A 24445-nucleotide genomic window follows, 5' to 3' on the forward strand; every position below is an offset into this window, starting at 1 on the left:
CAAGGAATCTGACCTTTCACAATCGCGAAGTATCTATTGCTCTCGTGGCAACCGGCAGAAAAGCAATTCCTCGTCGAATCCACAACATTTTGTAGCTTTCTGAAGTTGACCACAAAATGACACCCCCAACGAGGCGTCGGGGGCACAACTTAAGTGAACGGCTGGGGACTTACCCCCCCTATTTCTGTTTAACGGAAATAGGGGGGGGTAAGTCAGGGTATGTCCCTCTCCCAAAACCCATTTCTTAATCTTTCGTTAACCTTTGATCCTAGAAATCCAGTTCCTTCGCTCTGAATCCGCCCGAATTTCAGCCGGTCCCAGGAAACCTCCCAGCTTTAATTCTGGCGAAACCCAGATGTCCGAGTGTGCGCGTGCCGGCAATCCCGCCGGCCAACAGCAAGAGCCGCCGGGCCGGAGAATGTGCAGTGACCAACGAAAGACCTATTTCAGCACCAATTCATTTTGATCGCTTTCCGTCCTGCGGATCCAAGAGCAGTCAATTTGAAACAGAAAACACATTCCGAAGAATACCAGCCTGCCAAATTCACAATATTGGAAGCCCGGCCAGGACGTATTCAAACAAAACGATTTCATGAAGGTGGCGTAGACAACTCGAGCCGGGCACGAAACTTCACATTTGAAGAGCGAGAAGTTTCGGATTTTGAAGACCTTCTTGCCCTAATCTCCGAACTCTCTCAATCAGTGCAAAAGGTTGCGGTGTCTGGATCTGTGAAGGAAGAGGTCCGCCATCACAAAAAAATCCGCCGTTTGGCCAAACCACGAAATGGCGCGAATCCAACTCTCGAAGACCTTGGCTGCTCCTGGCTACATTTCGACATCGATGATGTTGAACGCCCAGATCACCTGGACTGGGGAGATCCGCAGGCCCTGGCCGAATGGACCTGGCGCAATATCTGCCATGGATTGCCTGCGCTCAAGGATCTCTCGGTTGTCTGGCAAGCATCCTCGAGTGCTGCGACTGCCGGCAAAGACCATCTGGCCAAATTCCATTTCTACTGCCTTGCAGATCGCCCCCTCCTTGCACATGAGCGGCACCACCTTTTTGAACAGGTTGGCAGCGACGAAAGTCTGGCTCGGATTGCACAGCCAAACTACATCGCAGCCCCGGTATTTGACGGGGTTCCCGATCCATTGGAAGGAACGCCAAGGATTGGGATCATAAGGAAAGAGCAAGAAAGACTGGACACGAGTTCGATAGCGTTTCCAAAAGAAGTGAAGAGAAGCAAACGCCAGACAAGGAATGGAAAGCCTTCCAAATCCTTGCCTTCGAAGGCCAATTCTTCTTCAGCAAAGACAATCACTACCAAGACAGGCGAAGCGCAGCTTTCGAAATCCTGTGCCAAGCTTGCCAGAGGAACGGATCGGAACACATCCATCTATAATGAATCCCAACTCATCGGAGGGTTTGTCAGTGCTGGCGAAATCTGTGAAGCCGAAGCGCTTGAAAGGCTTCTGAAGGCCGCCCACCAAACCGGGCACGACCGATATGAGGAAGCCGTAAGAAACGGGCTTCGGGATGGCCTGGCGCGTCCAATAGGTGGGGCCTCAGATGCGGAGGAACCCGCCCCCTATTATCCGCATAGCGCGATCCCAAAAGACCAAGCCATCGCAATGCATGCCAAGACTATTGAGGTCTGGGGAAACGAAGCTTTGGCATTTCTTCGCAAGCAAAGCCCAGGCAACCCTTCGCAAGGCAAAGATAGTCCACCCCGTGTTTTGCTTTCCGGGGCGCAGGGGGTTGGCAAAACCGCTGCCCTAGTTGGCCGCAATAGGCGGCCTGGCTTTCTACACAGCACTGAAGGCTTGGTGTCATTGATGCTTTTGCCAGATCACGAGAAGGTAGAAGAAGCCTTCAATGACTATAAGAGAAATGCACCCGCATCGGCTCCGCCAGCCATTTCCCTCAAGGGGCGCAATCGACCCGATCCAGAGGCCGACAATGACACCGTCAAAATGTGCCGGATCTATCCAACGGCGAGGAAGTTGTCGGAGCTTGGCTTTTCGATCCGATCCACCCTCTGCAAGAAATGCCCTTTTCAGATGGATTGTGGCTATCTCCGTCAGGAAGCTGACATCAAAGCACAGCTGAAGACCAAAGCTGGCTTGGTGATCTTTGCCCCGCATGAATACGGTCATCTTCCTTTGCCAGCAGAAACTTTGCCAGATCTTACCGTTTTTGATGAGCGGCCGCGCGATTTTGGGAAGGAAGAAGCCCATGTGTCGCTCATTGAGCTGACTGAAACTCTTCTGCCGCCTGCTAAAAACCAAAACCAACGAGGCGTTGAAATCGGGGATGCCATCGTCCTGCAAGATCAGGCGATTTCTCCAGTGAAGTCAGCCCTGCTGGCTGTGGCTGGAACCGGAGCGGGTGTTCAAATGGAGCGACTGCGCGATCTGGGCGTCTCACCTGAGCTGTTGCGAACCGCCATCAGGCATCTGGAGGAGCTAAAAACTGGCAATACGAACCGGGCTCTAAGGCCTCTTTTCGCATGCAAGGATGACACCATCGGTGAGGCCCAGCTTGGTGTCATCGGCAGTCGCCTTAATAGTAGCAAGGCCAGCCACGCAAGGCGTCTTCAGATGCTATGCGAATGCCTGCTGGCCGATATGGAAAGCGGTTTGGCCACCTCAAGTGCCGTGTTTGCTGATGTCGAAAGAGCGCGTCCGGCGCAGCATCAGGCAGGCTATACTGCGGTTCGCCTGCGCAATCTGAAAAATATCACCGGACGCCCGTTTTTGTATCTGGATGGCACAGCAAATGCTGATCTGTCTCGTCTGCTGTTCGGCTCGGATTTGGAAACGCATCACTACCCGGTGGAACGAAACGCAAAGGTCATGCAAATTTTGGGCTGCAATTTTTCCAAGCGCAGGTTGAGCCTGAAAGCACAGGAGAAACAGCGCACTTACGGAAGTATTAGAACGCAAAACGATACACTGCGTGACTTTGTAAATGGCGTGGTTGCGCGATACCCGAGTGCCGCTGTGTTCGGGACAAAAGACGTGATTGCTTCCTTGGATTTTGACCGCCCCGGACGGGCTGGCCACTTCGGCAAGCTCAGGGGTCAGAACAAGTGGGAAGCGTTTAACCAGGCTATCGTCATTGGTCGCGAACAACCTGGGCATTTGGATGTCGAACGCATTGCCAGAGCCTATGCCTCCGCAGCGGGAGAAGAATTCCAGCCGGGTGACTACGTCAAGCAACGCCGCGGCATCAGAGTGAAAAAAGGCAGCCATTCAATAGATGTATTTGCACATCGTGACCCTTGGGGAGACCGCATTCTGCAACAGATACGCGAAGCCGAGATCGAGCAGGCAATGGATCGTGTCAGACTAATCCACAATACCCAGCCAAAGGAGGTCTTCTTGATGTCACCCGTGGTGGCGAACGTAACCGTAGGTAGGATCGTAGAATGGCTGGATTTCAAGAAGGGAGGCAGCAAGGTTGACAAGGCCATTGCGAAATACGGGCTGATTTTCCAGTCACCGGCCGATTGCAACCGGTACATGCCTGAGTTCTGGCGGTCCAGACAAGTTGCCGCCACCGACAAAAACCGCGCGAAGCTTCTGTCAAAAGATCCATGTAGTATAGAACCATATGGGGGATTTGACGGTGAGAGCCTCCCTCTCCGTATCGAGTTCTGGCCAACGGTTGAGGCGGGCAAGAAGCCACCAAGCAAAGAGGCCTTGGTGTTTGCCCCGGAAAGTCAGGTGCGGGAAAAACTGGAGCGGTTCCTGAAGATCTCAGAGTTCCGCGTTCTCAACTTGTAGGACTCCAAAGAAACCGCCATCGTTGCCGAGAGGACCGTTCTCAAACGGTTAGCCTGCGGGAGAAAATAGAATGATCAAATATGTTTTAGGCGACGATGTCGGTCCTCTTGAGCACTGGCCTTTCGACAATCCCGCAAGCGGATATCAGATCAAAGAAGGCTCCCCGCAGGCATCAGGCCGCATGGATGCTGGCGGGCCAGGCCATACGACGCGCACGGGCATCTGGCGCTGCACCAAGGGCGTTTTTGAATGCACCGAGCAAGGCGATGAACTGATGACCATCCTGTCCGGTCGATGCCGGATGACCAACCTGACCAGTGGCGAGGTTCAAGAGTTGGGCCCGGGCGACAGTCTCTTTGTGCGTGATGGCAGCCGGGTGGTCTGGGACATCATCGAAGACGTGACAAAGGTGTTTTTCGGCCATAAAGCGGACGGGTTTTGACGGTGCACCGGCCACATGATTGAGTTTCGCCCGCTTTTCTAGGGCGTCCAGATTTGGAGCCAACGCACAAATTCTTTAACGTCAGATAAATCGAAAGATCTTAAAAATCGGGCAAACAAAAACAGAGGCATAGCCCGATGCATGTAGAATTTCACGAGGCAAATAGTTTCCCTGCCAGCCGCAGTTTTTCGGATCTCAAGGCAATTAATAAATACACCAACAGAGCTCGCGACGGTCAAAAGTTTGGTCCTCAAAAAAGAAAGGCAGAAAGAACGTTAGTTCGCGAAATCGCTCGTGTGACGTCCGCGCTCGAAAAGGCTGCGCTTCTTGTGATCAAGGACCCAACTTATGTTCCTATAATGGAGCGGCTTGAACATGAACTTTGTCAGATGCAGGAACAGCTTGCCAACTGCCCGGTGGAAAGGGCGTTGGCCATTGTTCAAAAGAAGGAAATTTCTTGAAGGATGCGGGCTTTGTGCTCAAGCGAAGCACCATCACCATATCGTTGTTCTTGAAGAGCATGGCCGAAGAGATCGCGTCTAATCCGGTTATCAACTTCAGCCGCGATCATTCGATCCTCAAATGCATGACGGAGTGAGTACATAACATGTCTATCGGACTCCATCAGACCATTGGATCTCAAATACTTGTTAACTGTGTTAGAAAGTGACGCTTTGCCTTTGTAGCTGGGAAAACCGTTCGGACATTCTTGGAACGCTTCAAGGCTAACGCCAACAAGAGGAATAGTTCGCTTGGAGGCATTGTTCTTCAAGTGTCGCCCGACCGGTGCGATTTCAATGTAGGGAACAGAACCCTCAAGATGGATGCGAGCCCTGTCCAGATTTGCGGCTTCGCTAGGTCGATACCCTGTATTGATCATACCCAACAAAATGCACCGCGCCTCGGTGTTTAATCCACTCAAAGCACCTTCAGACAAAATACGATTACGAATCCAATCGTCGGAGAATGATGGTCGAGATCGCCTCTCTGGTTCCTTCAAACTCAGACCAGACAGAGGCAAATCAATCTTAAGTCGCTTTTTTTCGTTAACTGTTTTTAGAATATCACCTAGGTGCGTGAAGTCCTTGTTAGCAGAGTTCTGTGTAACTTCGCCCATTTCAATTCGCTCAATCCACATCTCCCGGAAATCCAACAAATCATCCCGAGTGATCTCGGAAATTGCCACGTCTCCGGCGACCGCGATGAAATTCTTCACCGCTTTCTTCCGTGGGTTCTTCCACCTGCGAATCTGATCAGCGTCTTTACCTAGTGTCCTATCCCTGGCGAGGGACCAATACATTTCCAACGCTTGGGAAACCGAAATCTCCGGTGCAGCAACGGCGCCCAACAGAGCCTTCGCTTCGAACGTGTCTGGGCTGCCTTGCACAACTGGAATCGCCTCAACTCGTTTCAGCAATTCTTCGAGAGGAAGCTCAGCAACCTTCGGCATTTCCAAGTACCGAAACCCCCTCGATCTAGCCAAGTTTTGTGCTGCGCTAAACTGCTTTTCAGCTTCTACGGTGTCGCCGGCAAGGCGAGCTTCCCAGCTATCCAACATCTTCGCCCAAACAGATGGCGCTTTCTCCATTGCCAAACTCAGTGAATCGGTTTTCAGGCTGATCCAGACGGTTTTTCGTTCTTCGACGCTGGCGAAACGGCGTGGAACGCGCCTAACGATACAGTAAATAGAGCCTCTGAGTTTAACATTCACAGTTCAACAGCCTCCAAGCATGAAGAGATTTGTGCAGCAAAATGTGCAGCAAAAAACATCCAGCCTCAAGCGGGGAGTCAGTCAATCCAGCTGAAAATCAACTATTTACAGTGATTTAGAGGCAGGCTCTTGCTGGATAATGGCGGAGACGAAGGGATTCGAACCCTCGAGACGGTTTCCCGCCTACTCCCTTAGCAGGGGAGCGCCTTCGACCACTCGGCCACGTCTCCGTCGACGCGTATACAACCCTATTCACCATGCCCACAAGGCTAAAAACGATGGGAGATTGAATTTTGTGGGAATGCCGCAGAAAGTGCAAACCAAGCAGAACAAAGCGTGATTGCGCGCACGTAAGAGGCAAGATTTTGGCAACAAATATTCAAGTTTTGTTCTTCGCTTCTGTCTACGCAGCCATATTCCACTGACCAGCATGTCCAGCGGTCAATCAGGTCTCCTTCTCTGTTGGTTGTTCGTAGATGACCCGCACAGGATATCTCAGACTGTTCCTTATTTACCCCATCTGCGACGGATGTGTGTCGACACACTTTCTGCCTTTTAGACCGAGGCAATTAGAGTCTGAGATCTGTCAATCAAATTTCTCAAAAGTTCTGAAAGAACGCGGATAGATTGATGTTCGGGCCATGTGTTCAACAACCAGTCATGGTCATCCAGAGTCATCCCAAACATGCGCGCGTCAATCCCCAGTTCCTGCGCATAGTCAGCTTTCAGGCTTTGAATGATACTAGGAACCTGTTCAATGCTGGGACCGTCGACACGAACGACCAGACAACGGCTCACCAATGGTCGAGGAAGCTTGCTCAAGTCGTTTGCTGTGAACAGCCAACAGATGTGGGACGCATTCACGTTTGTGGCCAGAAAGCGTTCGTAGAACGTCTGAGCTTCTGTATTTTCGAGGAGCCCGAGAAGTTCTGCCCAAACACTTCCATTGTGGCTTGGCAACGCTTTGTCCAACTCGTCGATCATGATGAGCGGGTTGAGCGCTCCTGCACTGCAAACCGCCTTTGTAATGACACTGGGCATTGCAGTTGACCAGCCGGCGCTTACACCAAAAATGTTTGCGTCAGCATGACCCGCAACGCTTCTGATAGTCACGTCAATATTCAAGGCCTCTGCGATCTCACGGCACAATCTGGTTTTTCCAACGCCGGGTTCGCCGGCGAGGATGATAGGCCGCATTTGCAACCGATCATTTCCAAACTGCCAGTGCCGATAGAGCTGATCATACACCAAGCCAATTGCTGCTTCGGCGTTGGGAAACCGAGTCTTCAAGCTTGTGAGGTTTTCCAAGTTTTGCCTGGTCAGGATGTAGAAATGTTTGGGACGAAAGGCATCCAGCACTCCACCTTCTTTAGCTGCTCTCTCGATGGTTTTGGGCAGTTCTGAGAGGGGCTGCAGCGCATACCTAGCTTCCTGTTTCCTCCGTTTCTTTGCAGCCCTCTCAAGACCTCTCAGATGCAGTTTCTCCGCTGCGATCATGAGGGCCTCTTCGTCATTCTTTGGCGAGCGGTCTGTGATGGCCGATTGAAGCACCGAAATCGGGAGAAATTTCAAGCAAGCCTTCCCCGCATTCCGGAAAGCTTCGACATCATTGAATGCTGCAATCCAGTTTGCCATGTACTTCGAACCAGGCTCGCTCCGAAAACTTGCCCATTCGTCGTGATACTTGGCGGATTCCTCGAAAGCCCAGGGTGCTTCTTTGCGAGCGGACTTGAGGCAAGCCGCTTGCAGTTCCCAAAGCTCGGAACTAGCCAGAATGGCGCTCTTTAACTCTGCAAGATCATTGAATTCTAGGGCTGAAAGCCAATTCAAAAGTTGGCTCTTTGCAAGGTTTCCAGCATTTGCCCATTCGTCTAGGGTCTCGCTCACGACCGGACAGATTTCGTTTGCTTGCGTGTCGTTGGATGAGGGTTTGGCGGGTGGCTTTTTGTCGGTAAATCGCATTCTAATCTCGTCAAGGCAAAGTTTATTGGCTTGAGAGAGCGGCTAAATTCAGCGGTATATTACTTGTCGGAATGTGGAACAGTCGCCAAGCATTCAACAGCTTCTCTCAAGAGGGCAGATGTGAGAGAGCCCGTATAACGCTGGAGGAGGGGCCAAGAATGCTGTTCATAGATTAAATCTAATCTTCCTTGCCGGCATTCTCAATACAGCCTGGAAGAAATACGTAACATTCATGTATTTAGGAGCTCTGACAGTAGATCTCTTTGCTGCCGTATCCCGAAGATTACGTTCAGGACATCCTGCCGGGCATCACATGGCGCCGAGTGGAAGTAAGCCCAGTTTTTGCACTCTATAGCGGATAAATGGTCCACTTTTGCCTTCATCCTGGATCTCACCGAACTTTCGTGACAGCATCCCACATGATGGGCGTTTGGTGATGAGTGACACTCAAAGGGCTGTGCCCTGAATGCCAGCCAGTCGGCAAACGTTCTCGGATCAATTTGCCAGTGTCCCAGGTCATTTTTGTAGGCGCGAACGGAACCCCTCTTGATCGCCTTCAATATCGGGTTCTTGGTTGTTCCACTTTCTAGCTTGGCTTCTGTCATCGTCAGGTAGGTCATCTGCTTCTCCTTTTAATTGTCCTTGGAAATAATCAGGAAAATGAGCGGGAGAACGCATAGAGCAATAGGGTCGATGGGCCAAACGTGTTAGTTTCCGGCGACGAAGTTGCAAGAACTGACGGCCCTTAGCTGACTTTGGTGCGAAATCCGTCTAACGACTGCTCCCAGCCCAAAGCGGAAACTTCAGATCTGCGGTTCGAATGGGGAGCCGACCTTTGTTGCGCGCAGAGACCAACTTGAGCGCCGGAAAGTAAGCTGACATTCAAAGTGTGGGTGTTTCAGGATTTTGGCTGCGCTACCGCAAGTCGGCTCTACATCGAATGCAAACAGAAATTAGAGAACTATTGATCGGGAGATTGATCGCGGAGCAGATCGTAGACACTCGGAACTCAAGGTTTGTGGTGCCAATATTGGCACCTGAAGCAAACGAAAAGACTATCTGGTTGTCTAGTCTTCGCTTGGCCTACAATGCTGCTGAGCAACTCTCCAACCGAAAAAGGAGCACCTATGTCTCGACTTTCAGAACGCAGAGACTTTGCCACCGAAGTCTGCGAGGACGCTGGGCTACTTGCCAAAAAGTTCTTTGCAGATCGGGTCAATCTTATTGTTGATCAAAAAGGCGCTCAGGACTGGGTGAGCGAGGCGGACAAGAACGTCGAGACTTTCATTCGTCAAAGAATCGCGGAGGCGTGGCCCAAAGATGGCGTATACGGTGAAGAGCATGGCGCGGTAGCGGGAGAGAGTGGCTTTGACTGGGTTATTGATCCTATTGATGGGACCACGAATTTCGTGAACGGTATTCCTGCATGGACTATTGTTCTGGCTGGTGTCACTGAGAGCCAAACGGAAATTGGTGTGATCCACGATCCAAACGTGGATGAAACTTTTGTCGCAACTCGCGGAGAAACTGCGACACTTAACGGATCACCGATAAGCGTCGCGTTAGGAGTGCCGTTGCAAGATGGAACAGTGGCTGTGGGATACTCGAACCGGATTGAGAGCCATCATGTCTTACCTGTTATCGAGGATCTGATCGAGCACGGGGCGATGTTTCACAGAAACGCCAGCGGAGCGCTTTCATTGGCTTACGTCGCTGCCGGGCGCCTTTTGGGTTACGTGGAGGAGCACATGAATGCATGGGATTGTCTGGCTGGGCAATTGCTGGTCTCGGAAGCGGGTGGCGTTGTCGAGGATCAGGACGCCGATGAGATGATCCGAGACGGCGGGCGCGTGATCGTGGGGACACCAGATGTGTTCGAGACGTTGCGTGAGATCGCAGAGAACGCTTGGAACGCTTAGCTCCTACGTCAAAGAGACCCAACATGAATCAGGCTTGAGCGTAGCTAAATCTGCCTGCCAGAAATGGCCTTGTGAGGGTTGGTCGTGCTTGCGGTCTATCGAACAATTCGAGAGTGCGCACCAAAGCAGTGTGCCCACTGCTCCGTGCGTTACAATTGCAAGATCCCCGGCATTATGCGACCGGATAATCTTAGTGACTGTCCGAAGAATGCGTATCTGTGCTTCGATCGCTGGTTCCCAACCGCGATAGCTACTTTCCGGCTGAGCAAAGAAAGCATCTGCCGCGGCTTCGAAATCTTTCAGCGGCAAGTAACCGGTTGCGCTGCGGTCATTCTCACCAAGATCCAAATTGCATTTCACGGATAGCTTTCGTGGTGCAGCAAGAATCTCGCCTGTTTCGCGGGCCTTCCGCTCGTCGCTGGTCCATATCTGAGTGACGTTGGACAAGATTCCACTGGATGCAAATTCAGTAGCGCGCTTACGGCCCACAGCATTCAAGCCCCACTCAGTTATCGGGACGGCAGGATCGATAGAGACCTCGGGGTGTGTGATGATAATGAGTTTCGGCATTTAATCCGGCAAAAGAACGGGCCCTTTGTCAGCAAAACCCATTCTGATTTCGGCGCCGGGATCAAGCGGCGCATCGACGTCATCGTGTACGGCAAAAACCTGACCGAATGCACCGATCAGCGTATATTCCATTCGAACGCCAACATAGGTCGCCTTCGCCACCTTGGCTGCTATGCCTTGGTCTGAGCCGATAACCAGACGCGAGGGTCGCACTGCAATGGTTGCGTTTCCTTCGGACAAACCGCGACGTGGCAGCGTGTGGCGGTAGCCTTCTATTTCTATCGTTGCCACGTCGCCATTGATATCGACGATTTGGCAATCCAATAGGTTTGCCTCACCTATGAAATCGGCGACAAAACGATCGTTCGGGGCATCGTAAAGCTGGCGTGGTGTGCCCATTTGGGCGATCGCTGCGTTGCGCATGACGACAATCTCATCCGAGACTGCCAGTGCCTCCTCCTGATCGTGGGTCACGTAAACAACTGTCAAACCAAGATCTTGCTGGATTGCCCGAATATCCTCTCGCACCTGACGGCGAAGCTTGGCATCGAGATTGGACAGCGGCTCGTCGAACAGCAGAACCTGCGGCTCAAGAACCAGCGCGCGGGCGACGGCAACACGTTGTTGTTGGCCCCCTGAAAGTTCCGAGGGAAGACGATTGTCGAACCCCTGAAGACCGACCAGTTCCAATCCATACATAGCGCGGGCGCGGGCTTCATCCTTTGCAAAGCCTGAGAATGTGAGGCCATACATCACGTTTTCCAGCACGCTCATGTGAGGGAAAAGCGCGTATGACTGGAAAACCATGGATACGTCGCGGTCGGTGGCAGGCAATTTGGTCACGTCCCGATCACCAATTAGGATCTTGCCCGAGCTTGCCATTTCCAACCCGGCTATCATGCGCAAAGTCGTTGTTTTCCCACAGCCTGACGGACCAAGCAGTGTGACGAGTTTTCCTGCATCGACATGCAGGTTGATGTTGTCGACGGCGACGACGTCTTTACCGAATACTTTCGACACGTTCTCAAAGCGCACCGGGGCGGCCTTGGAACCGATTTTGGCGTCGGTCATCGCGATGCCTCCGTTCCGTGTTGCGTGCGTCGACCAATCTGGACCCGGCCAACGAGTAGTTGCAGTAAACCGACCGCCGCGAGCATCACAAAGATCAGCGTCGTCGAATAGGCGATCGCAAGGCCATAGTCGTTATTCTCGACCCGACCGATAATGTAGCTGGTCGCCATGTCATATTCTGCGCTGACCAAAAAGATGACAGCCGAGATCGCCGTCATGGCACGGACAAAACTGTAAACAAGCGCAGCAAGTATCGCAGGGCGCAATAGCGGCAGGATGACGTTTCGGAACGTCTGCCACGAGTTTGCACCAAGGGTCAGCGAGGATTCATCAAGGCTGCGGTCAAGCTGCGACATGCTCGCGATCCCCGCACGAACGCCAACCGGCATATTTCGGAAGATAAAGCTGACAACGAGAATGACACCAGTACCCGTGATTTCAATTGGCGGAACGTTGAAGGCTAGGATGTAGCTGACGCCTATCACTGTTCCGGGGATAGCAAAGGACAACATTGTTCCAAATTCGAAAGCGTTCTTGCCTGCAAAACTTTGCCTGGTCAGCAGATAAGCGGTCACCAGACCTACGGCGGCAGTCAATGGGGCAGCAATGGCCGCGATCGTTATGGTGGTCCAGAAACTGTCCCAAGCGGCTCCGGTCCAGCGAATGCTATCTTCTTCGAAACGTACGGAGAATGCGGTGACATAGTGTTTGATAGTTAGCGAGTTATCGACACCCCACAACTCGACGACACTTCCGTAAATGATCATCGCATAAACAACAATTGTGAACAGCGCCCAGCCCAGAGCGATGAGTAGTACCGGAACTGAAAGACCAATTGGCATCAGAGGATGAACGCCGGCATCCCCTTTGCCGGTGACGGTTGTGTAGCTTTTCTTCCCCAGCCAGACACGCTGCGCATAAAAGGCGGAAAGAGTAAAGAACAGCAGCACCATGGCCAGAACTGCGGCCCTGCCTTGATCGTATTGAGCGCCAACGATGGCAAAGAATATTTCGGTCGAAAGCACGTCGAAATTGCCGCCCAATACAAGTGGGTTGCCAAAATCGGCCATGCTTTCGATGAAGCCCAGAAGAAATGCGTTTGCAAGCCCGGGCCGCATCAGGGGCAAGGAAACCGTCTTGAATGTCTGCCATCTGCTGGCACGGAGCGTTTGAGCCGCTTCTTCCATCGACGGAGAGACGCCTTCAACCACACCTATCAGAACAAGAAACGCAATTGGCGTGAACGCGAGTGTCTGTGCGATCAGGATGCCTGGCATTCCGTACAGCCAGCGTGTCGGCTGGGTGCCGAGAAGTTCGGCAATGAACCGGGTGACCGACCCAGAAAGGCCAAAAAGCAAGATCAGCGCCAGGCCGATCACGAATGGCGGGGTGATTATTGGCAGAACGGTCAGAGCCCGCAGCGCGCGTTTATGGCGAAAACCTGAGCGCGTCACGACCAGTGCAAAGCAAAGCCCCAGGACCGTGGTGATGACACCAACGAGGATGGCAAGGAACAGTGAATTCCAGGCGGCGCCACAACGCGCTCCCTGAAAACACCCCAGCCCCCACAGTCGATCATCGAAAAACTTCGAGAAGAATACCGCGATAGAATAGGCGCCATCTTCGGTGACGAAGGCAGCGAAAAGCATCTTGGCGATGGGGAAAAAGACGAAGGCTGTGACAATTGTAATCACGCCGCCGATGGCGCTGACGACGAAGACGTCGCCGTTAATGGCACCTCTTGCCGCGATCCCCTGTGTAAGCAGGAACAGAAAGCTTGAGGCACATATCATTGCGCCATAGCCCATTCCAAACTGACGGTCGCCAAGTTCGCCAAACATCGCCTCCAACCAATGGAAGTTGAAGCCTCTGATGCCAATGCTGAACCCCTGAGCGATCAGCCAGCCGAAGCCAAGCGCCCCTGACAGGATCAGTATTCTGGCGTAAAGTGGATCAGATTTGGGGCGCTTCAACACCAATAGCGGCAGGACGAGTGCGATCAGGAGCGGAGCGAGCCAAAATTTTTCACCCTGCCCAATCAGAAACGCCGCAGGGGCAAAATCCTCATCGAATGGGTAGCCGTCCAAAAGCCACTCGAACGACCAAAGGCCACCGTCGACCATATACCAAGGCAACAGGCAGAATCCGACCCACCCGGCCGCGATCCAGAAGATCAGGACCGGATGGGTCGTTTTTGAAGTCCGGTCAGTCATTTACTGCGGCAGAGTCGAAACCTCTTCGTCCCATTTCTGCAACAGACGCTTCCGTTCGTCTGAGGAACCATACTTTTTGAAGTCATAGTCAATCAGCTTGATCTGACTCATGTCAGGCGCGCTATCCGAAGTTTCTGCGCCTTTATTCGATGGCACTTGAAACGCGTTGACCTGAAGAGCAAGGTTCTGGGCTTCGGGTGACAGCGCCCAGTCATAGAACTTTTTCGCTTCTTCTTCGTTGCGGGCTCCTTCAATAATCGACATCGAGCCAATTTCGTATCCTGTGCCCTCGCACGGTGCGACGACCTTAATCGGGAATCCTGAAACGGCCTGCTTCACAGCGTCATGCATAAAGACGATACCGATGGTGTTCTCACCGCGACCAGCGGCTTTGATGGGCGCAGAGCCAGACTTGGTATATTGGTTGATGTTCGAATGCAGACCTTTCATGAACTCAAAGCCTTCATCTTCGCCGAAGATCTGCACCATCGACGCTAGCGTGGTATAGGCCGTACCTGATGAGTTCGGGTTCGCCATCTGAACGTGGCCCTTGTATTCGGGCTTCAGCAGGTCTTTCCAGCAGGCAGGTTCGGGCAGGTTATTGGCAGCGACAAGATCGGCGTTGTAGCCATAGCCGAGTGCGCCTGAATAGATGCCAATCGTCTTGTTACCCGCGCTTTCTGCCTGGGATATCGCCCAATCATGAAGTTGGTCACGCATTGGCGAAATGTATTCCATCGTCAGGCCCTCTTCGGCAGCCTGCAAATGCGGATCACCGGTACCGCCCCACCAAACGTCCCCTTTCGGGTTCGAGCTTTCGGCGCGGATTTGTGCAAAGGTTTCACCTGACGACTTCCGGGTCATGTTGACGTCGATGCCAGTCGCATCTTCAAAGCTTCGCGCCATGAGTTGGCACCAGTCTTCCTGTGCCGAACAATAGAAAGTCAATTTATCGGCCTGTGCCGCCGACAGTGACGCAGCCAGGGCAATCACCGATCCAACCGCAGTGGATGTCAATTTCCTCATATTTTTCCTCCCTATGAGCGTAATGCGTCCGGGTTTCCCGGTTCTTTCATGCCCTTCCTCATGCAGCCTTTCGAAGTTTCTTTATGACAGTTTTGAGTTCTGGATCGTCTGTTAGATTATCCAGCAATTCTGACAGGTCTCTTTCTTGAACCAGCTTTGCGGCCTTTGCCGGTGAGAACCAATGACGCGTTCGTTCACCTTCTTCCTTCCAGCGTCGCTTCAACTTTTCGACGACCAGAGGATAAAGGGTAACGCGGCAGCGAACGCTGCTTCGCCCCTCGCATCGTTTATCATAGAAAAAATGACCGATTGGCCGTTTCGATATGGTGCCGACTGCGCCTGCTTCTTCTTGAGCTTCTATTTCTGCGGCATGCCATGGTTTTTTGCCCTCTATTAGCCATCCTTTTGGGATAACCCACCGGCCGGTATCCCGCGAAGTGACCATAAGAACGCGCAACTTGCCACTCTTATCCCAGCGCATCGGAAGCGCCGCAATCTGATCTGCCGTCTCGCTGTCGCCCATGCCGCCCCTCAATGCCACACGATCAAGAACCAAAAGGAAGCTGTCTGATTGGCAGGTTGGCCGGTTAACGCTTTGCCTTGGCTCGTATTCTGAATTTGATCAGCCTGTGCATCTTTGCTTTGCGCTTTGAAATACTTGTGTTCGCTCGAATTCTCACAACCTTCCGAGGGTTATGCAACAAAAAATATTGCAATATGACCGAAAGCCCACAAAAGTAGCTTTCGAAGCCTAGTCGGGTCGTCGGATGTCCAAAACAAAAACGCGCGGCAAAATGTCTGAAAAGAACCAGAGCCGGGTAAAGAAATCCGACCGGCGCCAACAGATATTGTTGGAGCTGAAGCTGCGCCCGCACGTTCGCATCAACGAACTGGCACAGCGGTTCAACGTCTCCAACGAGACGGTACGTAGAGATTTCGATGCTCTATCGAATGACGGCTTGATAGCGCGGGCACACGGGGGGGCCTCAGCCGCAGCGCAAGGGCACTATCCGGGTTTGGATGAACGAACGAACGCTCAGGTTGAAGAACGCGAACGGATAGGTGCCATTGCGGCAGAACTGATCCAGAGCGGCGAAACGGTCATGATCGATTCCGGCTCGACCACAATCGAAATGGCACGTGCACTGGCTTATATTGGTACCCCTTGCACGGTAATCACCAATTCCATTCCTGTAGCTATGACCCTTGGCCATGGGGCTGCGCAAGTCCTGTTATGCCCGGGGGAATACTTGGCAACTGAGTCTGCAACTATCGGAACCGAGACGCTGGAATTTCTGTCCCGTTTCAACGTCGACAGGTGCATGATCGGTTCCTCTGGGTTCTCGACGGATGGTCCTTCAGAAACAGTGCGGGGTTTTGCGGCAGTAAAGAGGGTGATGCTGATGCGTGCCGAGAAACGGCACCTTCTTGTTGATTCCGGGAAATTCGGCCGGAAAGGCTTGTCTCAAGTAGGAGGCCTTAACGACTTGGATTCCATAGTCACCGACAAAAAACCGACAGGAGAATTGCGTAACGCTATTGAGGGCGCCGAGGTCGACGTTCTCGTCGCCGGGTAGACATAAAATGATTGATTAACAGCGGACAAAAAGCACCGCACATGACTGGGAGGAAAACATGAAGATCGATATCAAACTATTGCTTGGGGCATCTGCAATCGCACTCATGTCGATGAGTGGAATAGCGTCGGCGCAGGATTGTCCACGCGGTGACTTGGACGAGCGTTTTTGTGATGCCGACGGGGATTTGATCGCGGATATCCCTGCAGATCCTTCCGAGCAAATAGATCCAGACACCTTGATCTTTGCTTACACGCCGGTTGAAGATCCCGCCGTATACAAAACTGCGTGGTCAGACTTTCTCGACCATTTGAAAGCAGAAACGGGCAAGGACGTTGTCTTTTTTCCAGTCCAGAACAACGCAGCTCAGATCGAGGCGATGCGCTCAGGGCGCCTGCATATTGCGGGATTCAACACCGGCTCCAACCCACTTGCGGTAAACTGCGCAGGGTTCCGTCCATTCACAATAATGGCTTCGAAGGACGGTAATTTTGGTTACGAGATGGAAATCATCACCTATCCGGGTTCGGGCATCGAAAAGGTTGAAGACATCAAGGGAAAGCAACTGGCTTTTACATCCCCCACATCGAACTCGGGATTCAAAGCGCCTTCCGCGATCCTGAAAAGCGACTTTGATCTTCTGCCCGAACGCGATTTTGAGCCTGTCTATTCGGGCAAGCACGACAACTCGATCCTAGGTGTTGCCAACAAAGACTACTTAGCGGCCTCAATTGCGAACTCGGTTAAATCGCGGATGATCTCTCGTGACGTGATCAATGAGGATGATGTCATTACGATTTATAAGTCGCAGACTTTCCCGACCACTGGGTTTGGCACCGTCTACAACCTGACACCCGAGCTGCAGGAAAAGATCCGCAATGCCTTCTTCAATTTCGATTGGGAGGGGACGACACTTGAAGCTGAGTTCTCAAAATCAAACGAAGGCCAATTCCTGGAGATGACTTATCAGGAATTCTGGGACGTCATTCGTAAAATCGACGCAGCAAATGGCGTTTCTTACGCCTGCCAATAACCTTTCACTAATCCGGCGGGCCTGAATGGGCCCGCCGTTCACCCTAATCTGGGGCATTTCATGCTGCGTCTTCAGAAGCTAACGAAAACATACAAGACCGGGGATCAGGCGCTGAAGGCAATCGATCTTGAGGTTCCAAAAGGACAGGTTCTTGCGTTGATTGGGCCCTCGGGCGCGGGCAAATCGACGATGATCCGCTGTGTCAACCGGTTGGTTGAACCTACAAGCGGCGGTGTCCTTTTGGATGATGTGGACCTGACCAAACTCGGATCGGGGGCATTACGGAAGGCACGCCGCGAAATGGGCATGATCTTTCAGGAATATGCCTTGGTCGAACGCCTGACAGTGATGGAAAATGTATTGTCCGGCAGGTTGGGCTATGTGGGGTTCTGGCGCAGCTTTCTACGGCGGTATCCGCAGTCGGATGTGGACGAAGCCTTCCGGCTACTCGATCGGGTGGGGCTGTTGCACATGGCGGATAAACGGGCGGACGAACTCTCTGGCGGTCAGCGCCAAAGGGTCGGCATCTGCCGGGCACTGATACAGAACCCAAAACTGCTGTTGGTCGATGAACCAACTGCTTCGCTGGACCCAAAGACCAGCCGTCAGATTATGCGTCTCATCACCGAGTTATGTCAGGAACGTGGATTGGCAGCCATTATCAATATCCATGATGTGGCGCTCGCTCAGATGTTTGTTCCCCGCGTCGTAGGACTCCGATTTGGCGAAATTGTATATGATGGGCTTCCCACAGGCCTTACCCCTGAGAAGCTGACCGAGATCTATGGGGAAGAAGATTGGGAAGCAACCATCGAAAAAGTGGACGAAGATGACGATGTCGAGGCTGCAGAATGAGCCATCGAGAGTTAGACGACATGCTGGGAAAAGGCTGGCGTAAGCCTGCCTTTGTCAAAAACCCATTACTCCGCTGGGCATTGCTCCTTGGCTTTTTCGCCTACCTGATCGCGGCGTTCATGACCATCGAAGTTGATTGGGGCCGTGTCTATGAAGGGTTGGATCGAGGTTGGGCGTTTGTGCTTGCGTTCACCAGCCCAGACTTCATTTCACGGTGGACAGATATTTGGAGCGGCCTTCTGGAAAGTATCGTGATGACCGTGGCCGCGTCGGTCGTGGGCATCCTGATTTCGATCCCGATTGGGTTGGGGGCTGCCCGCAATATCGCGCCATTGCCAATCTACATGATTTGCCGAGGCATTGTCGCGATTAGTCGGGCATTGCAAGAGATTATCGTTGCCATTTTGCTTGTGGCTATCTTTGGCTTTGGCCCGCTGGCCGGATTTCTGACGCTTTCTTTCGCCACCATCGGGTTTCTCTCAAAACTTCTGGCCGAAGATATCGAAGCCATGGACAAGGTTCAGGCTGAGGCGATTAAGGCCTCTGGAGCGCGTTGGCCACAATGGATCAACTATGGAGTTCAGCCCCAGGTTATGCCGCGACTTGTGGGCCTTTCCATGTATCGGATCGACATCAATTTCAGAGAAAGCGCGATCCTCGGGCTCGTGGGGGCTGGTGGGATTGGTGCAACTTTGAACACCGCATTCGACCGCTATGAATACGACACTGCGGCAGCCATTCTCATTCTTATCATCGGCATCGTGATGGCACTTGAATACCTTTCGGGAATTATTCGAGCGAGGGTTCAGTAATGCCGATACTTGAACGCGACGATGCGCAAATCTGGCGTCGCCGGACAACGGGTCAGAGCTTAGTCCGTTGGTTCGGCTGGTTGCTGGGCGTAGCGATCTTTGTTTACTGCTGGCAGCTGATCTCAGAGTCGACGACTTGGTTTTTCGTCTGGGATGCGCCCCGCATCGCCAACGATATTTGGACCCGTGCAACGCCTCCTAAATGGGATTACATCACCCAGTTGGGTCGCCCGATTTGGGACACGCTAAACATTGCCACCCTGGGAACCATAATTGCCCTGTGCATGGCAGTGCCAGTTGCCTTTTTGGCGGCCCGCAACACCACACCATCGGCCTTGTTCATCCGACCGATTGCCTTGTTGGTCATTGTCTCGACCCGCTCTATAAACTCGTTGATCTGGGCTCTTCTTTTGATCGCGATTATTGGTCCCGGAGTGTTCGCCGGTGTCATAGCAATCGCCATTCGTTCAATCGGGTTTTGCGCAAAGCTTCTTTACGAAGCGATTGAGGAAATTGATCACACGCAGGTCGAAGCAATCACAGCAACCGGTGCTTCACGCTGGCAGGTCATGGCCTATGGGATCGTACCGCAAATCCTACCCGCTTTCGCGGGCATTGCCGTCTTCCGTTGGGATATCAACATCCGCGAGTCCACGGTGCTCGGGCTGGTTGGAGCCGGGGGTATCGGGTTGCAATTGTCGGCTTCGCTCAACGTACTGGCTTGGCCGCAAGTTAGTCTGATCCTGATTGTAATTCTGGTCGCGGTTATGATCAGCGAATGGGTTTCGGCGAAAGTAAGAGGGGCCATCATTTGACCGGTTTCTCTGCGCAAGAGGCTTTTGAGGCCTACGAGGCTGTAAGACATCGCCTTCCGCAACCCAGATCTACTGAAGTGAGCTATCGTCAGGTGGACACGCTGGAGGATATCGCTCACGAGTTTGACGTGTTCCTCCTCGATGCCTTCGGAGTTCTCAATATTGGTGATACGGCAATCCCAGATACACCAGATCGGGTCAGGTCGCTGACAGCCGCCGGCAAACGTGTTCTGGTCGTATCGAATGCTGCAGGGTTTCCCCACACAACTCTTATCGAGAAATACTATGGGCTTGGCTACAACTTCGCGCCACAAGACGTGATCACCAGTCGGGCCACGTTGTTGTCTGAGCTAAACGGCCAAAATGAGTTACATTGGGGATTGATGGCAACTCCAAGTGCCGGCCTTCGCGATCTGGAGGAGTTGAAACTATCCTACCTGGAGGATGACCCGAAGCCCTACGAAACCGTAGACGGATTTTTGATGATTGGGTCAGCTGTTTGGAATGAAACGCGACAAGCCATGTTAGAGGCCGCTTTGCTGGAGCGTCCCCGCCCGGTATTGGTGGGCAATCCTGACATTGTCGCTCCGCGCGAGTACGGTTTCTCCAAAGAACCCGGTCTTTTCGCGCACCGGCTAGCAGACCGGACAGGCGTCACCCCTCAGTTCTTTGGAAAACCTTTCGCCAACATCTATGATCTTGCATTCAGCCGCCTGGGGCACATCGACAAATCCCGGGTTCTGATGGTTGGCGACAGCCTGCACACCGACATTCTAGGTGCACGAAATGCAGGCATAGCTTCCGCGCTCATCTCTGGATTCGGTTTCTTCGCAGGGCATGATGTTGAAACAGCGATCATGAAGGCAGGGATAGTGCCGAGCTTTGTTGTAAATCGGCCTTGATATTAGGGCGTTCCGCTTAGACCCATCTTTCTGTTAGGTCGAACGTCGGGTGAATCAGCGTTGCGCACATGCCGACCATGTGAACGAAGCGCCGCGTGTGAACAGCAGCTTTGGAGAACCCTCCGCAACAACTTAACTCTAAACTCACGTCCGGATTGGGCCGAACTCCGAACTTTGCAAAGCCCGCTTTCTGCGCATAGTTGCCGTTGGTTGAGAGAGCAGCGAATGGCGGCAGTCCGCCCATGTTTAGCGATCTAGGTCACGTGTCGGCGAGCGAATAAATGAACCACCGACGCTCATTTCGATTCTTCCCAGCAACCGCTTAATTTGTTTCAGAGTGGCCAAGAATTATTGAACCTTAACCAGACGATAGTAACTGGCTCTGGAAATGTTCAGCTGATCGATGATCTGCGCGACGGGGACGCCAGCTTCCTTAAGCGCCAATACCTTCTCTTTCTGTCTCTGGGCCGTTGGAGCACGACCCTTGTATTTTCCATCTGCCTTGGCCCTCGCAATGCCTTCCCTCTGGCGTTCCAGCATGATTTCTCGCTCGAACTGAGCAACTGAGCCCAGAACATTCAGCATGAGCTTTCCTGTCGCAGTCGAGCTGTCCACACCCATGTCTACGATAACCAAGTCAGCGCCATTGGCTTCCACCACTTGCAAAAGCCTCCCCAGGTGCGTCACCGAACGCGCAAAACGGCACAGCTTGGTTACCACCAGCTTGTCGCCGGCACGAAGGCTTCGCAACGCTGCTTGCAATTCAGGACGATCTGAAAGGCTCGATACCTTTTCTGAAAAGATGAAATCCGATTGGACTCCATACTTCGTCAAAGCCTCAATCTGCGCTTCCAGTCCATAGCCCTGCTCCAAGGTGGATGTTCTTGCATACCCAATCAGCAACTGTCTTACTCCAATCTTAGGTCCTATTGAGATGTCGCTGTCTCAATGTCACGACAATGTATGCGAGACTGTTTTCACCAGAATTTACGCTGGGCGGTTTGCTGTCACATAACCAAGGTTGTGTGAGACAATCCTGGCGAACTCAGAAGTCATACCGACTTTCGAACAGGAGCCCTAACGCTATCGCCTACAAACCACTTTCCAAAGAATTGTTTAGTCGCCGTTGACGTTTGATTACCGTATCCAATCAAGGTATGGGACACGTATCCGACTGACCCCAGCAACAAGTTTAGAACCCCAGAACTTCAACTTGCTCCAAAATGATGTTTCAGGAGCGTAACTCTTAGAACTTGGCTTTGCCCGCCGGACACCCGATTTTCGCTCTTCCTTAATTTCCCGTAGTGCCGCTAGAATTTTGGGGGATACGATTACCGTGTAACTCTGTACATCTGCGTCCTTTATGAGCCGCATGATGTCATCTGTGATTGGAGCCAGAAACTCCTTCAGATCGTAGCACTTGCCCGTATTTCGCTCCCATGAACTACGGGCGATTCTGTTGGCTTCAAACAAACTGCCGGCAACACCTTCTCCCGCACCAATGTCAAAGCTGTCTTCACAAAAGTCCTGTACCATACCGAAAGCAAGCAAACGTCCCTCAGGAGAAGTTACCGGCCGACAAGCCCCACAGTAGATGTTTTTTCTAGGAGAGCTGGGTTTTTCGACAGTAGCTGTTTCGCCGGGGCTTGGTTTCTCAAGATCCTTCATTGTTCCTTTCTCAACCAAGGCCACATTAGACTGGCCTGTCCGCTCACATTTATGAAATACTGTTCGCCGGCCCTGGTCTTTGAGCTGCTTGAGTGTCGTCTTGAGTGCCCCTTCTGTCCTCGTGAGTCTCCTGCCTTTAGAAACATTTAGGAAGGCTTCAAACACCCTCATGTTCTCTGATTTGGCAATCTCATAGACGGTCACGCTCGGCTTCGTGCCATATCGAATGAACCGTGCAACATCTCCGTCGGCAATGCGCTTTAGTTGGACCCCCGCCTTACTTTGCAGCCAAGGCGTGTTCTCGTGGATGAACGTCAATGCCTGCTTACGACATTGATCACCGAAGTCGAACGTCAAAAATATGTGGAAATGGAGATAAAAGGTCTCTGTCTTTGGTTCGAAGGGTGCTTCTAGCTGTGCGTATACAAATTCACCTAGTCCGGATTTCTTGAGGGCCTTCTTTAGCTTGTTCATTCGTTTGAATGCCAACGCCAAACCGGATTCATAGCCATCGATTGAGACTCGGCGTTCCAAGGCAGGAAATGTCAGAGCAGCAAACTGCGCCTGGCCTTTGACTTTGACCTCATAATGATACTGAAGATTGGCGGCAGTTTGTGTCGTATCAACTAAAGCAACGGACGGTAGCCGCTTGTCGTGCTTGTATGCGGAATAGCAGATCGCGAGATACTCGTTGTCGGGCAAGCCCAACAGGAGTTGTGCTGCTTTCTTCTTGCCGGGCCGGTATAGGTCGTGACCGACCTCGGCTGCCATTTCAGCCACCATGGCGGACATTTCCCGATACCTTGCTGAGCCTGGACCAAGTCGAAAGCCGCCATGATAGCCCACCTTTTTCCCTGCCATCCTTAGTGTTCTTGGCCGAAGCACTTCATGGCCATAAATCCGCTTCGCTTGCCTGCATTGCCGCTTGCGCTTCCGGTGATCACCTCTGCTCTGAGCACACTTTCTCTGTTCGCGGGATCTGCCCGCGTTGTTCTTCTTCACAACCTTTGCCCTTCAGCTCGATGGCCAAAGGTCGGTTGCCGTTTTCAGCTTATTTGACTCCGTGCCTCTGACCGCAATTTCCTGCGACCAGTGCTGCCTTCACGTCTGTTCAAGACGTGAATTTGCTTCCGCCGCTCGCAACAAAGGACATGGCACGAACGCGGTTTCAGACTTTTTAAAGGATTGGGAGTTTTGCGAAAATTTAAGAAACCTGACGGCGGCAATGAGTCTGTATGCCGGCAGTTCTGGGAACGAGTGAAAAACTAAATTTCTGATCGTCCCCCCATTACGTCATCGAAAAGAAACCAAATTCCACAGGTTGGAACACATTTTTCACAAGCCTGTTCTGGCACCTATTTTCGGTTTGGATCAAAGCGACCAGCCGCTTGTTCCGCTTTCAAGCCCGCCTGAACAAGCGCTCTGATCGCGGCAGATCGTCCATAGATCTCGTTCTGATGTGTGTACTGGCGAACAAGCGCCAGCTCATCCTCAGTCATTAGTATTTGTAGCCTTTTGGGCGGTTCTTCTGAGAGTTTTTCCATGACCTTAAGTTAACACTATACACACAATGCGTCAAATGTTGACGCGCCAGTCGAATCATTATACACACTATACACACTTTTAAAATCAACAACCAAGGGAGGGAGCAATGCTCTCATTTCTCCACAAGTTCTTTCACAGCGCACACGAGGTCTGCGTTGTTCTGTATGTTTGCCATTTTGTTCTGACGTACGGACAGAAGATGTATCTGTTTTGATCTGTGAACGTCGGCGCAGGTACTCGTCTCTGCATCGCAGGTGAAACATACATCACGCTTCCGTGACTCGCCCTATGGTAATGAAATTTTCCACTCAACCGAGGTCATATCGGAGGTGTCAACTTAAACTCCGGCAAAGAAACGCGCAGCCAATTCAAAACGCAGCAAAAATGTGTTTTGAGGCGCCCTCCTGACCCCAGCAGTTCAATCTGAAAAGTCAACCTGGAGTAGACGCAAGTTCATGTTTTGTAATAATAATTTTTCTTGACTGCATACCGAAAGTATCGATGAAGCGAGCAGAAGAAACTCAATCGGTGCTCG

General features: G+C 52.2%; 20 protein-coding genes and 1 tRNA gene. 10 read left to right on the forward strand and 11 right to left on the reverse strand.

The genetic code is table 11. The annotated features are described in order from the left end of the window. Positions 1-501: 501 nt before the first annotated feature. From ACR0LN_RS16080 to ACR0LN_RS16090, 3 genes are all read left to right on the forward strand, one after another. Complete coding sequence (locus ACR0LN_RS16080; RefSeq protein ID WP_170467180.1) at positions 502-3789, forward strand: hypothetical protein; 3288 nt, start codon at positions 502-504, stop codon at positions 3787-3789. Between the two features lie 70 nt (positions 3790-3859). Then, positions 3860-4231 carry a cupin domain-containing protein gene (locus tag ACR0LN_RS16085; protein ID WP_170467182.1) on the forward strand — a complete coding sequence of 124 codons (372 nt, stop codon included), beginning with the start codon at positions 3860-3862 and terminating at the stop codon, positions 4229-4231. A 137-nt stretch (positions 4232-4368) separates the two neighbouring features. Further along, positions 4369-4692, forward strand: a complete 324-nt coding sequence (locus ACR0LN_RS16090) for a hypothetical protein (RefSeq protein WP_170467184.1) — start codon at positions 4369-4371, stop codon at positions 4690-4692. On the opposite strand, the gene ACR0LN_RS16095 is transcribed toward ACR0LN_RS16090, so the two are convergent. The 4 genes from ACR0LN_RS16095 to ACR0LN_RS16110 all read right to left on the reverse strand — a co-directional run bounded on the left by ACR0LN_RS16095 (position 4671) and on the right by ACR0LN_RS16110 (position 8524). After that, a complete protein-coding gene (locus ACR0LN_RS16095) occupies positions 4671-5942 on the reverse strand; it encodes a DUF6538 domain-containing protein (protein WP_170467186.1) in 1272 nt (423 codons plus the stop codon). The genes ACR0LN_RS16090 and ACR0LN_RS16095 overlap by 22 nt on opposite strands. Positions 5943-6082: 140 nt before the next feature. Then, a tRNA-Ser gene (locus ACR0LN_RS16100) sits at positions 6083-6172 on the reverse strand. Between the two features lie 325 nt (positions 6173-6497). Then, complete coding sequence (locus ACR0LN_RS16105) at positions 6498-7904, reverse strand: AAA family ATPase (protein ID WP_480431037.1); 1407 nt, start codon at positions 7902-7904, stop codon at positions 6498-6500. A gap of 230 nt (positions 7905-8134) precedes the next feature. After that, on the reverse strand, positions 8135-8524 hold the full coding sequence (locus tag ACR0LN_RS16110) for a hypothetical protein (RefSeq protein ID WP_170558232.1): 390 nt from the start codon (positions 8522-8524) through the stop codon (positions 8135-8137). A gap of 507 nt (positions 8525-9031) precedes the next feature. Here ACR0LN_RS16110 and ACR0LN_RS16115 point away from each other — a divergent pair. Beyond that, positions 9032-9823: an inositol monophosphatase family protein gene (locus ACR0LN_RS16115; protein ID WP_171239145.1), complete on the forward strand. Its 792-nt coding sequence runs from the start codon at positions 9032-9034 to the stop codon at positions 9821-9823. A gap of 3 nt (positions 9824-9826) precedes the next feature. On the opposite strand, the gene ACR0LN_RS16120 is transcribed toward ACR0LN_RS16115, so the two are convergent. Genes ACR0LN_RS16120 through ACR0LN_RS16140 form a run of 5 tightly spaced genes read right to left on the reverse strand, consistent with a single transcriptional unit; the run spans position 9827 to position 15226 of the window. After that, the gene (locus ACR0LN_RS16120; RefSeq protein WP_170375217.1) at positions 9827-10393 is read right to left on the reverse strand and encodes a histidine phosphatase family protein; all 567 of its coding nucleotides are present in this window, start codon (positions 10391-10393) and stop codon (positions 9827-9829) included. After that, positions 10394-11464, reverse strand: coding sequence for an ABC transporter ATP-binding protein (locus ACR0LN_RS16125; RefSeq protein WP_171239144.1), 1071 nt, complete (start codon positions 11462-11464; stop codon positions 10394-10396). Then, positions 11461-13677: an ABC transporter permease gene (locus ACR0LN_RS16130; RefSeq protein ID WP_171239143.1), complete on the reverse strand. Its 2217-nt coding sequence runs from the start codon at positions 13675-13677 to the stop codon at positions 11461-11463. The genes ACR0LN_RS16125 and ACR0LN_RS16130 overlap by 4 nt, the downstream gene beginning before the upstream one ends. Next, entirely contained in the window at positions 13678-14703 is a 1026-nt protein-coding gene (locus ACR0LN_RS16135; RefSeq protein ID WP_170353301.1) for an ABC transporter substrate-binding protein, read from the reverse strand. Between the two features lie 58 nt (positions 14704-14761). Further along, positions 14762-15226, reverse strand: coding sequence for an NUDIX hydrolase (locus tag ACR0LN_RS16140; protein ID WP_170375214.1), 465 nt, complete (start codon positions 15224-15226; stop codon positions 14762-14764). Positions 15227-15554: 328 nt separating this feature from the next. On the opposite strand from ACR0LN_RS16140, the gene ACR0LN_RS16145 reads away from it, so the two are divergent. Genes ACR0LN_RS16145 through ACR0LN_RS16170 form a run of 6 tightly spaced genes read left to right on the forward strand, consistent with a single transcriptional unit; the run spans position 15555 to position 20697 of the window. Further along, positions 15555-16280, forward strand: coding sequence for a DeoR/GlpR family DNA-binding transcription regulator (locus ACR0LN_RS16145; protein ID WP_480431041.1), 726 nt, complete (start codon positions 15555-15557; stop codon positions 16278-16280). 58 nt (positions 16281-16338) lie between these two features. After that, complete coding sequence (gene phnD, locus ACR0LN_RS16150) at positions 16339-17313, forward strand: phosphate/phosphite/phosphonate ABC transporter substrate-binding protein (protein WP_170353304.1); 975 nt, start codon at positions 16339-16341, stop codon at positions 17311-17313. A 60-nt stretch (positions 17314-17373) separates the two neighbouring features. Further along, positions 17374-18168: a phosphonate ABC transporter ATP-binding protein gene (gene phnC, locus ACR0LN_RS16155; RefSeq protein WP_170353305.1), complete on the forward strand. Its 795-nt coding sequence runs from the start codon at positions 17374-17376 to the stop codon at positions 18166-18168. After that, positions 18165-18980 carry a phosphonate ABC transporter, permease protein PhnE gene (gene phnE / locus ACR0LN_RS16160; RefSeq protein ID WP_170375209.1) on the forward strand — a complete coding sequence of 272 codons (816 nt, stop codon included), beginning with the start codon at positions 18165-18167 and terminating at the stop codon, positions 18978-18980. Before phnC ends, phnE (ACR0LN_RS16160) begins: the two co-directional genes overlap by 4 nt. Continuing rightward, on the forward strand, positions 18980-19795 hold the full coding sequence (gene phnE, locus ACR0LN_RS16165) for a phosphonate ABC transporter, permease protein PhnE (protein WP_170327399.1): 816 nt from the start codon (positions 18980-18982) through the stop codon (positions 19793-19795). The genes phnE (ACR0LN_RS16160) and phnE (ACR0LN_RS16165) overlap by 1 nt, the downstream gene beginning before the upstream one ends. Then, a complete protein-coding gene (locus ACR0LN_RS16170) occupies positions 19759-20697 on the forward strand; it encodes an HAD hydrolase-like protein (RefSeq protein ID WP_171212902.1) in 939 nt (312 codons plus the stop codon). The genes phnE (ACR0LN_RS16165) and ACR0LN_RS16170 overlap by 37 nt, the downstream gene beginning before the upstream one ends. A 348-nt stretch (positions 20698-21045) precedes the next feature. Here the strand turns inward: ACR0LN_RS16170 and ACR0LN_RS16175 are convergent, their stop codons facing one another. Both ACR0LN_RS16175 and ACR0LN_RS16180 read right to left on the reverse strand, forming a co-directional pair. Then, a complete protein-coding gene (locus ACR0LN_RS16175; RefSeq protein WP_170483677.1) occupies positions 21046-21600 on the reverse strand; it encodes a recombinase family protein in 555 nt (184 codons plus the stop codon). A 234-nt stretch (positions 21601-21834) separates the two neighbouring features. Then, entirely contained in the window at positions 21835-23226 is a 1392-nt protein-coding gene (locus tag ACR0LN_RS16180; RefSeq protein ID WP_480431044.1) for a hypothetical protein, read from the reverse strand. Positions 23227-24445 lie beyond the last annotated feature (1219 nt).

The sequence above is a fragment of the Ruegeria sp. AA6 genome (genome assembly GCF_056542865.1).

Coding starts and splice junctions, on each gene's coding strand:
- ACR0LN_RS16120 (WP_170375217.1), bottom strand. CDS start 10,393: ATGCCGAAACTCATTATCATCACACACCCCGAGGTCTCTATCGATCCT.
- ACR0LN_RS16180 (WP_480431044.1), bottom strand. CDS start 23,226: ATGGCAGGGAAAAAGGTGGGCTATCATGGCGGCTTTCGACTTGGTCCA.
- ACR0LN_RS16115 (WP_171239145.1), top strand. CDS start 9,032: ATGTCTCGACTTTCAGAACGCAGAGACTTTGCCACCGAAGTCTGCGAG.
- ACR0LN_RS16170 (WP_171212902.1), top strand. CDS start 19,759: ATGGGTTTCGGCGAAAGTAAGAGGGGCCATCATTTGACCGGTTTCTCT.
- phnE (WP_170375209.1), top strand. CDS start 18,165: ATGAGCCATCGAGAGTTAGACGACATGCTGGGAAAAGGCTGGCGTAAG.
- phnE (WP_170327399.1), top strand. CDS start 18,980: ATGCCGATACTTGAACGCGACGATGCGCAAATCTGGCGTCGCCGGACA.
- ACR0LN_RS16140 (WP_170375214.1), bottom strand. CDS start 15,226: ATGGGCGACAGCGAGACGGCAGATCAGATTGCGGCGCTTCCGATGCGC.
- phnD (WP_170353304.1), top strand. CDS start 16,339: ATGAAGATCGATATCAAACTATTGCTTGGGGCATCTGCAATCGCACTC.
- ACR0LN_RS16085 (WP_170467182.1), top strand. CDS start 3,860: ATGATCAAATATGTTTTAGGCGACGATGTCGGTCCTCTTGAGCACTGG.
- phnC (WP_170353305.1), top strand. CDS start 17,374: ATGCTGCGTCTTCAGAAGCTAACGAAAACATACAAGACCGGGGATCAG.
- ACR0LN_RS16125 (WP_171239144.1), bottom strand. CDS start 11,464: ATGACCGACGCCAAAATCGGTTCCAAGGCCGCCCCGGTGCGCTTTGAG.
- ACR0LN_RS16090 (WP_170467184.1), top strand. CDS start 4,369: ATGCATGTAGAATTTCACGAGGCAAATAGTTTCCCTGCCAGCCGCAGT.
- ACR0LN_RS16135 (WP_170353301.1), bottom strand. CDS start 14,703: ATGAGGAAATTGACATCCACTGCGGTTGGATCGGTGATTGCCCTGGCT.
- ACR0LN_RS16105 (WP_480431037.1), bottom strand. CDS start 7,904: ATGCGATTTACCGACAAAAAGCCACCCGCCAAACCCTCATCCAACGAC.
- ACR0LN_RS16130 (WP_171239143.1), bottom strand. CDS start 13,677: ATGACTGACCGGACTTCAAAAACGACCCATCCGGTCCTGATCTTCTGG.
- ACR0LN_RS16110 (WP_170558232.1), bottom strand. CDS start 8,524: ATGACCTACCTGACGATGACAGAAGCCAAGCTAGAAAGTGGAACAACC.